The organism is Colwellia psychrerythraea (assembly GCF_000764185.1).
Taxonomy (GTDB): Bacteria; Pseudomonadota; Gammaproteobacteria; order Enterobacterales; family Alteromonadaceae; genus Colwellia; species Colwellia psychrerythraea_B.
Genome location: NZ_JQEC01000002.1, coordinates 17,646 through 30,093, shown reverse-complemented (window position 1 = coordinate 30,093; position 12,448 = coordinate 17,646). Strand labels below are relative to the sequence as shown.

Sequence of the window (12,448 nt, the reverse complement as noted above, 5' to 3'; positions counted from 1 at the left end):
ATTTCAATGAATTTATTAAAAACTTTTGCAGCAGCTTCTGCAATCGCTATCGCCAGTTTTGCTGCTGATGCATCACAAATCCAATCTGGTGGCATTACTTGGGATCCAGATTACACTAGCTTTGATACTGATTTTTTTGCAGCTGCAAAATATAAACAGTACTATGTAGCTAGCGGTAATGGTTCTTTACCAGCAGGCACTATCTTTGACAACACAGCTGATTTAGCTATTGGTGATAAAGTTCAAGGTTTTGGTGTTATTAATGAATTAAACGGCCAAAATGCAGGTCAGTACTGTGTTACTTGTACTCAACTTACTTTCTCTTACACTGATTTCTTCGTTACTGCGACTACTGGCGCAGGAGCTCCATTATTTACTGGCGGTACTGCAGGATTTTACGTAAATGACGGCGCAGCGTTGAACGGTTCAAGTACTTATGCTGACGCTTCAAATGGTACTCTTTGGTTAGACCTAGTTTCTAGCTCTGCAGCTCATGATTTTGATAATGGTAGTGTTGTTGACACTACTAATACTTATTTAGACGTTGTTGGTGGTTTAGTTGCAAGTAATTTTGATACTAACACTTTAGATTTTGGTGCTGATTTAGCTTTCTCTGGAAGTATCCACGGAGCTTCAACTTCTCAAGTTGGTACAGCTCACTTTGTTGGTAACTCAATCCCAGAGCCTACTAGTTTAGCTATCTTCGGTTTAGGTCTTTTAGGTCTAGCTGGCGCTGCACGCCGTAAAGCTTAAGTTGCTTAAATAGTTAAACCTTATTGGTTTAACCAGCAATTAAGATTTAGACATTAAAAACCTCCTTCAGGAGGTTTTTTTATGTCTAAAATATAATAAATCAAAGTTGATACCAAACTAGCCTATTATTAAGCATTTTATTATTTTATCAAAGCGCTCCGTGATGGCTTAATACGGGCATTGTGTAGTTTTTAAAATGAACAAAAATCAGATAAAAAAAGCCCCAGTTTAACTTAGTTAAACTGGGGCTTAATAGGACTTGAAAAAGCGAAGTTTATTTCATGTTAGCGTAATAAGCTGCTAAGTTTTCTATATCAGTAGCGGAAAGTGCCATAACCATACCTTTCATTGTAGGGTCGTTACGTTTTCCTGATTTAAAATCTTTAAGTTGCTTAGTAATATAAGCTTCTTTTTGACCCGCTAAATTTGGGTAAGTTGGTACAGCAGAAATACCCGCAGCACCGTGACAAGCTGCACACATAGCAGATTTTGCTTTACCAGCGGCTGCATCGCCAGCAAATACGGGAGATGCCATCATAACCGTTGCTGTAGCAACAGCAAGCATAAGTTTATTCATAGTTTCGCTCTCTTTAGTTTAAAGGTTTTGTAACTAAGGTAAATACACGCAAGATATTTGAGTTACAAAGATAAAATTCTATTTTGAGTATATGAAAAATAAGCTAACTTGTCGTTGATTTTTTTTATCAAAACCACTGATTAACAGCAAACGTTAGTCGTATAATTAACTATATTCTAAAAGAGAGAAAAACTGAACAATATGAAGTCTGAAGCAGCCCAACAAAGCATCGAATCGATAACGGATCAAAGAGATCACTTAAATGTGAAATTTCAAAATGATTGGTATCAAGAGAATATCGATGTACTCATTGAATTACTTTTTTTACCAAATATGCAGATTACTATACAAGAGAGGATAATCGGTGCTGATAGAGAAAATATTCGTTTTAATTGGAACAACACTTACTATATTTTGAATTTCGAATGTAATAGCCAATCCTGTTGGATTGAAGGGCAAGATGTTTTGAGTACGGAAAAGTTAATTCACCTGAAGTCAGTAATCGGCAATATACAAGTGTAAAAAAATGAAAATAACCACACCACCACTAGATAAAATTTTAATCAGTGCCTGCTTTTTAGGGCAGCGAGTTCGTTATAATGGCGAAATAAAATCGTTCACTAATCCCACTTTAGAAAAATGGCGACAAGAAGGTCGTTTGGTTGCTATTTGCCCTGAAGTAATTTCTGGCTTACCTGTGCCAAGGGCCCCTGCCGAAATAAACCCTAAGACAAATAAAGTTATCACCATTGAGAATATTGATGTTACCAAGCAGTTTAATTATGGGGCTAAACAGGCATTAGACTTATGCAAGAAACATAAAATAAAGTTTGCGTTATTAAAAGAATCAAGCCCATCATGTGGGAGTCAAGTTATTTATGACGGATCTTTTAGTCAGCAAAAAATTGCTGGTGAAGGTGTAACAACTAAGCTACTACGTCAACACGGCATTATGGTATTTAGTGAAGATACAATTGCACTCTTAGCTGAACAAATAAAAGATAGTGATCCGACCAGTTAGGGTGCATAATGAATTACACGCTTTTGGGGAATAATAAAGAGATAAATATATGGCCAATAAGTTCAGCACCATCATTAACAAGGTTAACAAAGCTCCAGAATTTTTACGTTCATTTTTATTAACTAAACTGTTCGCCAGCAAAGTAAAATTTGCTGGCACCACTGGCATTGTCATTCAAGAAATTAGTACGAAAAAGACGAAGATTTTTCTCGCTAATAAAAAATCGGTACAAAATCACATCGGTGGTATTCATGCTATAGCAGCAGCGGTATTGGCTGAATCTGCTACTGGAATAGTATTCGGTATGAATGTACCAGATTCAAAATTACCCCTTCTTAAAAATATGCAGGTAAATTATCAAAGACGTATGCAAGGCAGTTTAACCGCTGTAGCACGAATAACAGATGATCAAATAGCCCTTATTTCTCAAGAAAAAAAAGGCAGCTTGTTTGTTCAAGTAACAATTGAAGATGAGTCTGGGCAAGCACCAATAGAATGCCAGATGGAATGGGCATGGGTAAGTAAAAAATAGCGTAGGAAAGTTGTAATGCTTAATGTCTTACTAGGTTAATTGGTATAAAATATAGTCCAAGGGATTTGAACTAAATTGACCAGTAATGACTAGCATTAAAACAGATAAAAAAACTAATAAGTTAGCTTTGAGTAAAGTTAATCAAAAAGGTGGAATAAGCAAACCATTCCATCAGTATTTCACCCTATATTTTCAAGCCCTATTTTTGCTTGTGCTTATAGCACTTGCCTCTGCGTTATGGTTTTCGTTACAACAATATAAATACTCCCAGACACTAATCAATGAGCAATTAGTTCCTTTACAGACTCAATTTCACCAACAAACTTACCTTATTAATTCAAATAAAGTCATTGATGAAATATTGCAAAGTGTTAATGCACATACCTTGATAACTTTGCAACAATCACTGTCATTGCAAAGCAAAAAACTCTCTTTATTAACATCTACAAATAAGAGTATTTACCAACAGTGGTTTTCTGAAAACAACATAGCTACCAACCTCGTAACTAGTATTGAGTCTAGCCAAACTAAAAATGAGTTATTAAAAAATAAAGCCTTAATTCAGCTTGATACTTTACTTGATGCGATACTAATTGAATTAAATAAACCAGGTATTGATTCATTACCAGAAAAGTTATTACTGCAGTTACAGAGCAGATTAATGGGCATTGTTACTATGTTTAAACGATTGAGTTTACAAACACCAATCGGGGCATTTGCACAGCAGAGCAATCAATTAGATGAGATGTTTGTTGCTGATTACTCAAAATTATTGGCCGAACAGCAAGGTGATAGTCAGAATATGGCCGACATCGTCAGAGACTTTATCCGGTTAGAAGATCTCATATTAAAGTCCGGGGTATTAGTTAAATGGCATGACCAATTAAGCTTAATGGGCGACTATCAGCAGCAACTTGTTGTGCAGCAACAACAATTACAGAGTATTCTTGATGGTTTATCAAACGAAAGCCAAGGTAACAATCCCACTGTCAAAAATTATCTAACGGGTGATAATAAAACGGCGGTATTAAATAGATTATCATTATGGCAGTTCATTGTTTCTGCCTTTATTTTAGCTTGTGTTGTTGCTCTCTTATGGTTTATTCGAGCAAAGATAAAGGCCACGAGTCAATATAATACTAGATGTATAATTCGAGCCCTAGAAGCTGAGAAACCTTCGGATAGCACGGGTGATCCCCTCTTTTTTACAGCACTTAAGAATAGCTCTGTACTCAGTGTTGAGTCTGAGCAACTAATTAATAAAATTGAACAAATAAATAGCAGTGATTTCAGTGAAATAGACTACTCAGCTTTAATTGATAAAAATAAAAAGCTAACGGATGAAGTGCTTAAAGAAAATAGCAAATATGCACAACTAAAATTAGAATTAGATTTAGTTGAATTCAATGCATTAGCGAAGAAAAAATCGCAATTACAACTTGAGCAACAGCGTGGCAAAGCTCTTCAGCTAGCAACACTAAGACAGTTAGTTTTATTGGGGCGAATTGCATTGACGACGACAATGAACTCTATAGATAAGGCAGAAAATAACTATTTGTTTCTTGCCCATCTTCAAGCTAGGGATTCAATAAGAAAATTAAACCGAGCTAGCTGTTATCGTTACCTAAAAAGCAGTGATGCAGTACTCACTCTTAGTGATGTAAATTTAGTCGCCCAGATCCAGAGCGTTTTATTTAATCTCAGTAATAAATTGTCTCAATTTGAAAACAGCATATCACTGACTATTGATGAAAGGATTATTACTAAGGTCAATTTGGATGCTGAGCTTTTCACTGAAATGCTTAAAGCTTATATTCGATTATTATTTGCTCAACATAAACAGATGAAACTTGAGCTAAGTTTACAATTGACGGATAAAAATGAAGGTCAACAGCTGGTATGTTTCACTGGCCACGTAACCACTACTGAGGAAGTAGTTCAGCTGCCGAAATCATTAAAGAACTTTAATGATGACAGTATGGAGTTGGACGAACTAAGCGAGTACTTCAATACCCTGCTGCGATATCAACATGGTAATGATATTAGTGCAAAATTAATGGATCAGGGCTACCTGTTTAACTTCACTTTACCGTTAGCTGTTATTAATAATCAACAAGAAAATAGTTATCAGGTGCTGTCGATACCCAGAAATTTATCGAATATAGCCCCGGCTTGTGAAAAATTAACAGCTAAATATTTTATCATGCCTATAGAGGTGCTGCTGGCTGTAAAGGAACCGATGAAATATCAACGTTTACAACAATTATTACAAAATATGGGCTTACAAATAACGTTCGTGAGCTGCGAGATAATGCTAAAAAAATACTGGCAAAGTGGTAGGTTTGTTATATTGATGACTGAGTTCGATTACCAACCTTTTACCACTTTTATGGTTGACGAGGGTAAACAAACCTCGGAAAAAACTACTTTAGTTAGAGGCGTTTTTAACTTAGAAAACTTGAATGATTTAACGAATAAAACAACAAAGTACAGTCATTGGCTTGTCGGTCAGTTAGCTGCTGACAGTGCAGTAAGTGAATTAATAACAGCAATGACACCTTGGTTAAAGGAACGGGAAAGTAGTGAAGCCTGCTCGAAAAAGACAGTACAAGTAAATGCATTGAATGAGTTTTCTGTCAATAGCGAGCAATATGAAAGTGCTTTGCTAGCACCAAGCGAAGTTTCATCAAGCTTTGATTTTCAGCGTTATCTGAAAAACCAAGGCTCAGCCGAATTGGCTATTTATATGTTAGAAGAATATACCTCAGAAAACACCTCACTACTTAGTTGCTTAGAACAAGCCATTGCAATTGATGATACTACTGACGCAGAAATGGCTATTAAGGCATTATTGGTTAACGGTAAAATACTTGCTGCTGAGAATTTAATAGACCTATGCGATATTTGGATAAGAAGATTGAATATTCAAGGGCTAGATAACAATGATAAAGTGCAAGTCAGCTTACTAAATAATACTATACTGGCTGTTGAAGCTATCGCTGAACATGCAACTGCAATTGCTTAGATGCTTATTTTATAAGTCTTTGCAGGTGCTGAGCAGCTATAAATGGGAACACATATGACTAATAATATTCAAAAAAAATTAATCAACAGCCCATGTGTTAGAAATTGCTGCTTAGATGAAGATGATATTTGTCTTGGTTGTTTTCGTCATATTGATGAAATTATTGCTTGGCGTAGTTTTAATAACCAAGAAAAGCAGCAAGTTATTACATTGTGTCATCAGCGACAAGATAACAGTAACCATAACTATTAAGCATTATTGATAGAGATTCTGATAGCAGTTTAATGTAATATTAACCCTGTATACCTAATCAATTTTAAGAAAGGACTTTTTGTGATTAATAAGAAAACCCTCAAATCTATACTCACCTTTACTGAGAATCAACACCCCGCACCTAGTTTTATCGTTATCTATATCCTTACTTGGCTTGTTTGGCATAATCAATTATTTACTCACTTTATAACAGCTAAGGGAGATTTTTTGACTAAAGTATCGGCAGCTTTAACTTCAATTAATGATAATCAATATATTGTTGTTTTTATATTATCTTGTTTGATTTTTGTCATTCGTTTGGTTGTTAATTATGTAAGCTTTAAATCGAAGGAATTGTTAAGTACAGCCGATGATGATTTTGTCAATGCTAGAGACGATCAAAAATTTGCTAAAAACAGTGATATTGCAAATTTGATGGCTACTTTGTCAAAAACCCAGCAGCAATTGAAGGAGACTAAAGCAGGTGAGAAAAAAGCAATAACCGAGAAAAATGAGGTTATTAAAAAACTGTTAAGCATTGAGCATGAATTAGATGAAGCAAGAGCAGATATTGATATGCTCAATCAGACTTATTCTATTAAGAAAGGTAACGAGAAGATCAAGCATCTCTAGTAAGGCCTTTCTCAACGGAGCGAATCAAGCGCAGTGTTAATCTATGATTTTTACCTTGCTCTGCTGCAATTTTCTCCGAGACTACCTTTTTATTAATTTGCTGTTCTAATGCCCAGTTAATATGTTCGACAACGAGTGCACTTGCCTCAGATAGTTTTTCAGTTAATGCTTTAACTGTCATATCACTATAGGGGGCATTGCCTAATGCCACGGCAATATTACGTTGCCAACTTTGAAAACCAATACGCCTAATGGGTGAGCCCTGCAATGTATTGAGGAAGTATTCTTCTGACCAAGCGAACAACTCGAGTAAACTGATGTCATCGAGATTATTTCTTGTTTGAAAGTCATCCACCAGGCTAAGTTTAGCGTATTTATTCCACGGACAGATTAATTGGCAATCATCACAGCCATAAATTCTATTTCCCATTAAAGGGCGTAATTCTTCAGGAATAGCTTCGGGTGATTCTATGGTGAAATAAGAAATACAACGCCGTGCATCAACAGTGTAAGGTTCAACTATAGCCTTAGTAGGGCAGATTTTGATGCAGGCAACACAAGTGCCACAATCGTTGGTCTTAATTTGTGTTTCAACGGCTTGAATGGCCCGAACACTATATTCATTACGAGTAACCGGCAGTGGGATATCAATAAATAATTCACCTAGGAAAAACCATGAACCTGCTTCTTTATTGATTAATAGCGTATGTTTACCAGCCCAGCCTAATCCCGCTTTTTCTGCTAGAGGCCTTTCCATAACGGGCGCAGAATCAACAAATGGTCGGCAGTTAAAATCGCTGCAGTGCTCTGCAATTTTTTTACCTAACAGCTGTAAGCGTTTACGCATTAATTTGTGATAATCACGGCCAAGAGCGTAGCGGCTTATATAAGCTTTGTTTTTATCTTTTAGAATGCTAGCAAATTTAGCATTTTGGGGCAGGTAATCTAAACGTACACTAATTACTCTAATAGTTCCGGGCACTAATTCCGCTGGTCGTGCACGCATTAAGCCATGGCGTGCCATGTAATCCATATTACCGTGGTAATTATTGGCTAGCCAACGCTCTAATACACTTTCATGGGCGGATAAGTCAATATCACTGATACCTAAATCAGAAAAGCCTAACTCCTTGCCCCAGCAGTTAATTTTATCAGCTAATTCTTGATAGTTAATAATAGACATTGTCATACAAATAAAGCCAGTTGAAGTTCGTTTGTTGAATCATTGATTGAGGTTAACCATGAAATTGTCGCTAAGTTTATCACAAAATCAGCCCGTGACGTCAGTGTATAGTGCTGAACATGTACTGGGAAATGAGGCTAAGGTTGCGCGAAGTAAAGGCATCTTTATATATGCTCTAATGAACAGTAGATATTGATACCGCAGCCGAAAGAAGCGGAAGCTTTATAGTACTGTGGTACTATCATTGTTGACAGTGAGTGATGTTGAAAGCGACCGTTGTGGAGCAGTTAAAGCAATTACCAAGTTATATGATGATAATTTCTTAAAGGGGTGGAGGGCTTATTTCTGATGGTGAACAATTGTTATTAATAGCTTATGAAATTCAGGGTTGGTATAGAGAGTGGTATGGACGACGTATTCAATGGCATTATTAGCACGTTAGTAATGCCAAGAGAGGATATTTTTACGCAACATGTTTGGCAACCTATATTCATGGAGCGTCAGCTGATATTATAGCCAATAGAAATGATCAACATGGTTTGCTAGCCATTGATTTATTTATGCCCTTGCAGTAATGCTCAATGGGAAAGAGCAAAATCATTAGCGCTACAACAGTCGTCGTCACAAATATAGAAAAGCAAAATGAAGCAATTAGAATATTTTTTACCTGATGAAGCCGCTACCATTGCCATTGGTGCTGGGCTTGCCAATGTACTGAAAAGTACAACCGTTCAACAAGTCTTAGTGGTTTACCTTAATGGTGATTTAGGTGCAGGTAAAACCACCCTCACACGAGGTTTTGTAAGAGGTATGGGACATGAGGGTAATGTAAAAAGCCCAACTTATACTTTAGTGGAGCCTTACGAATTAGCTAATTGGCGGATCTTCCACTTTGACCTATATCGTCTTGCGGATGCTGAAGAACTAGAATATATGGGTATAAGGGATTATTTTAATAATGATTGCTGCTGCTTTATTGAATGGCCAGAAAAAGGCTCAGGGCTATTGGCTAAAGCAGATTTAATCATTAATATAGAATATCAAGATGAACAAAGAATCATCAAGCTGCAAGCAGAGTCAACTCATGGCGAACAAATGATGACAGCACTTGCACAAATTATAAAATTATAAAATTGGGGTAAGTTGGATGTATCACAGAGTTATTCTGGCGATAGAAAAGTTACGCGTATTTAGTTTGTTAGCTGTTATTACTTTATCGAGTTTATATTCGGTAAATGCTTTCGCGGCTAATAGCATTGATGGTATTCGTGTCTGGCCGGCACCAGAAAATACGCGTATCGTTTTTGATGTTAAGCAAAAGCCAGAATACAAATATTTTACTCTCAGTAAACCAAACCGTTTGGTTATTGATTTTACCAATACTAAAAATACCGTAGCCTTGAAAAACCTTGCCGCTAACGATCCTCGGGTAAAGCTTTTTCGTTCCAGCGTGAATAAAGGCAAAACCCGCTTAGTTTTAGAGTTAGCGCAATCATATCAATTGACTGTTTTTCCTTTAGCGCCAGCGGGACAATATGGCCATCGTTTGGTGCTTGATCTTTATGATAAAAACAGAGCAGGCAAAGCAAAGTCAAAACCTAAAAGTAATATCGGCGATATCATTATTGGCATAGATGCTGGCCATGGTGGTGAAGATCCCGGCTCCATTGGCGGTAAAGGCACTTATGAAAAGCGAGTAACTTTAGCAATAGCTAAAAAATTGCAAAAACTAATTAACAAAGAAAAAGGCATGAAAGCGGTTATGATTCGTAGCGGTGATTATGCCGTAGCGATAAACCGTCGTACTAGTTTAGCCAGAGAAAAGCACGTTGATTTCTTTGTCTCTATCCATGCGGATGCTTTTTACACCCCTGGACCTAGTGGTGCTTCGGTCTGGGTTGTTACTAAACGTAGAGCCGAATCTGAGTTAGCCAAATGGTTAGCAAATAGAGAGAAAAAATCAGAGTTACTTGGCGGTGGTGGCGGGGTAATCAAAAATACTTCGGATAGTCATTTAGCGCTTGCCCTCGCTGATATGAGTAAAGAGCACTCCCTAGGTGTGAGTTTTGGTGTCGCTAACAACGTAATAAAAGAACTGAAAAAAATCACTAAAATGCACAAGAAAACTCCACAAAATGGTAATTTTGGTGTATTGAAATCTTCAGATATACCTTCTATTTTGGTTGAAACCGGTTTTATTTCTAACCATAGAGAAGAGAAGAATTTAACTTGGTCTAAACATCAACAGCGTTTAGCTGATGCAATTCATAAAGGCATTAAAAACCACTTTTTGGCTCATCCTTTAACCGGGTCGTATTTTGCATCTGTCGGTTATAAAAAACACAAAGTACGCAGTGGTGAATCACTTTCAGTATTGGCTAAACGTTATAATATTTCTATGAGTAAGTTAAAATCTATCAATAATTTAAAGTCCAATTCTCTACAAATTGGTCAAACCTTAAAAATTCCCCGTACCGGATAACCCCTTATGAGTATTGCTATATTACCGGCACGCTTGGCTAACCAAATTGCTGCTGGTGAAGTGGTCGAACGCCCAGCGTCTGTTATTAAAGAATTAATTGAAAATAGTTTAGATGCTGGTGCAACATCAATTCAAATAGATGTTGATAAAGGCGGCATAAAAAAAATAAAAATTACTGATAATGGACATGGCATAGTCAAAGATGAGCTAACCTTAGCGTTAAGTCGTCATGCAACCAGTAAAATTAAAGATTTAAATGACTTGGAAGCTATCGATAGTTTAGGTTTTCGTGGTGAAGCTTTAGCAAGTATTAGTTCAGTTTCCCGATTAACGTTAACATCTAAACCAAAAGATCAAACAACGGCATGGCAAGCTGTTGCTGAAGGTCGCGATATGTCGGTGAATGTAAAACCTGCGGCTCACCCTGATGGCACTAGCATCGAAGCACTTGACTTATTCTTTAATACTCCGGCTAGGCGCAAGTTTTTAAGAACTGAAAAAACAGAATTTAATCATATTGATGAAGTGGTTCGGCGTATAGCGCTTGCTCATTTTTGTGTCAGTTTTACGCTAACGCATAATGGAAATACGGTCCGCCAATATCGTATAGCTAGTACTCATGTACAACAGGCTAAACGTGTCGCAATGGTTTGTGGTCCAAAATTTATTGAGCATGCGGTCGAGGTAGACTGCCCCCATGACAATATGACACTGTCTGGCTGGTTAACTAAACCAAGTTTTTCGCGCAGCCAAAATGATCTTTGTTATAGTTATGTCAATGGTCGGATGATGCGTGATAAGTTAATAAACCATGCTATTCGCCAAGCGTATGCAGATTTATTACCACCAGATACCTATCCTGCTTTTGTATTGTTTTTGAAGCTCGATCATAAAGAAGTGGATGTAAATGTGCATCCGGCAAAACATGAAGTACGTTTTCACCAAAGTCGTTATGTTCATGATTTTATCTACTCAGTTTGTCATAAAGCACTAACGTCGGCATTAGCTGGCGAAGAATTATTTGCTACCCCCGATAGTGATATGGCACTAGTGCCTGAGCAATCTTATTCAACAAGTGGCGAGAATGAAGGACAAGGCAAGATTTTATCTAGCTCTAGCGATTCTTCAGTAAACTACCCACGTGCAGATTATGTTAAACCCCTACAGCATGTTAATGATACGAGTAGTCGTCAATCAGCTTATGGTTATAGTGGTAATTCTCAGCAAACTAGCCGTAATAGTCTTTCTCCTGTGGCTGCGAATAATTATCAATCTTTAATGACGCCTCATGTTGACGTTTTAAGTAAGGGGCCAATAATATCGACCGCTAATAAAGGTTTTGCCCTCGAACATGAGTTAATAAGTGAGTATTGCTTGTCAAACCCGAACATCTTTATAAGCTTGCATCAACCAGGTTATGCACTTTATAAGACTGAGAATAAGGTAAGGGTGCTATCACTGTTTAAATTAGCGGCGAGCACATTCGCTAAACTTGTGGAGCAGAGCTGGCAAAAAAACATCGATCAATCAAATTCGACTAATGAAGGTTTAGTCAGCCAACCATTATTATTGCCAGTGATGGTGAGGCTTTCAGATGAACAACTAAATCTCGCAATAGCGGAGCAAGAAATACTCTCCAAAGCTGGTGTTATTTTTGTAAAACATAGTAAAAATAAAATACAAATACGGCAATTTCCCGCATTATTACGTGAACAAGATGTAAGTCAGGCCTTTGTTACTATTATTGATGAGCTTATTAAAAAGCAGAGTAAAAATGTTGGTAAGCAATTATGCCAAGGGGAGCTTTCTCAAAGCCTTGCAGTAGCGATGATTTTACCAGATTATGATGAAACACAGACTGATAGTTTGCTAAAGCTGTCGATAAAATTGTTTAATGATCAACTAAGTCAGCAATTGCTCTTGAATTCTATCCCCCTTGACCTTACATCACATATTAAGCAGTTAACTTAGTTTTCATTAGATAAGAGTT

General features: G+C 37.0%; 12 protein-coding genes. 10 read left to right on the top strand and 2 right to left on the bottom strand.

Annotation, left to right across the window (positions count from 1 at the left end; all coding sequences use genetic code 11):
• Positions 1-6 precede the first annotated feature (6 nt).
• On the top strand, positions 7-753 hold the full coding sequence (locus GAB14E_RS21995; RefSeq protein WP_033080240.1) for a PEP-CTERM sorting domain-containing protein: 747 nt from the start codon (positions 7-9) through the stop codon (positions 751-753).
• A 274-nt stretch (positions 754-1,027) separates the two neighbouring features.
• Here GAB14E_RS21995 and GAB14E_RS22000 read toward each other — a convergent pair whose 3' ends face one another.
• Entirely contained in the window at positions 1,028-1,330 is a 303-nt protein-coding gene (locus GAB14E_RS22000; RefSeq protein WP_033080239.1) for a c-type cytochrome, read from the bottom strand.
• A gap of 201 nt (positions 1,331-1,531) precedes the next feature.
• Between GAB14E_RS22000 and GAB14E_RS22005 the strand changes: the two genes are divergently transcribed.
• The 6 genes from GAB14E_RS22005 to GAB14E_RS22030 all read left to right on the top strand — a co-directional run bounded on the left by GAB14E_RS22005 (position 1,532) and on the right by GAB14E_RS22030 (position 6,793).
• Positions 1,532-1,852, top strand: coding sequence for a DUF3630 family protein (locus tag GAB14E_RS22005; RefSeq protein WP_052093324.1), 321 nt, complete (start codon positions 1,532-1,534; stop codon positions 1,850-1,852).
• A gap of 4 nt (positions 1,853-1,856) precedes the next feature.
• The gene (locus tag GAB14E_RS22010; protein ID WP_033080238.1) at positions 1,857-2,351 is read left to right on the top strand and encodes a 2-thiouracil desulfurase family protein; all 495 of its coding nucleotides are present in this window, start codon (positions 1,857-1,859) and stop codon (positions 2,349-2,351) included.
• A 49-nt stretch (positions 2,352-2,400) separates the two neighbouring features.
• Positions 2,401-2,883 (top strand): DUF4442 domain-containing protein, encoded by a 483-nt coding sequence (locus GAB14E_RS22015; RefSeq protein WP_033080237.1) that lies wholly within the window; start codon positions 2,401-2,403, stop codon positions 2,881-2,883.
• A gap of 85 nt (positions 2,884-2,968) precedes the next feature.
• Entirely contained in the window at positions 2,969-5,908 is a 2,940-nt protein-coding gene (locus GAB14E_RS22020) for a hypothetical protein (RefSeq protein ID WP_033080236.1), read from the top strand.
• A 54-nt stretch (positions 5,909-5,962) separates the two neighbouring features.
• Positions 5,963-6,160: a DUF1289 domain-containing protein gene (locus GAB14E_RS22025; protein ID WP_033080235.1), complete on the top strand. Its 198-nt coding sequence runs from the start codon at positions 5,963-5,965 to the stop codon at positions 6,158-6,160.
• A gap of 81 nt (positions 6,161-6,241) precedes the next feature.
• Complete coding sequence (locus GAB14E_RS22030; RefSeq protein WP_231561950.1) at positions 6,242-6,793, top strand: hypothetical protein; 552 nt, start codon at positions 6,242-6,244, stop codon at positions 6,791-6,793.
• On the opposite strand, the gene queG is transcribed toward GAB14E_RS22030, so the two are convergent.
• Positions 6,780-7,982 carry a tRNA epoxyqueuosine(34) reductase QueG gene (queG, locus tag GAB14E_RS22035; protein ID WP_414734046.1) on the bottom strand — a complete coding sequence of 401 codons (1,203 nt, stop codon included), beginning with the start codon at positions 7,980-7,982 and terminating at the stop codon, positions 6,780-6,782. The two genes, GAB14E_RS22030 and queG, sit on opposite strands and share 14 nt — an antisense overlap.
• A 636-nt stretch (positions 7,983-8,618) precedes the next feature.
• On the opposite strand from queG, the gene tsaE reads away from it, so the two are divergent.
• The 3 genes from tsaE to mutL are packed head-to-tail and all read left to right on the top strand — an operon-like array spanning position 8,619 to position 12,429.
• A complete protein-coding gene (tsaE, locus tag GAB14E_RS22040) occupies positions 8,619-9,107 on the top strand; it encodes a tRNA (adenosine(37)-N6)-threonylcarbamoyltransferase complex ATPase subunit type 1 TsaE (RefSeq protein WP_033080234.1) in 489 nt (162 codons plus the stop codon).
• 16 nt (positions 9,108-9,123) lie between these two features.
• Entirely contained in the window at positions 9,124-10,458 is a 1,335-nt protein-coding gene (locus GAB14E_RS22045) for an N-acetylmuramoyl-L-alanine amidase (protein ID WP_081967658.1), read from the top strand.
• 6 nt (positions 10,459-10,464) lie between these two features.
• Positions 10,465-12,429: a DNA mismatch repair endonuclease MutL gene (gene mutL / locus GAB14E_RS22050; protein ID WP_033080233.1), complete on the top strand. Its 1,965-nt coding sequence runs from the start codon at positions 10,465-10,467 to the stop codon at positions 12,427-12,429.
• Positions 12,430-12,448: the final 19 nt, after the last annotated feature.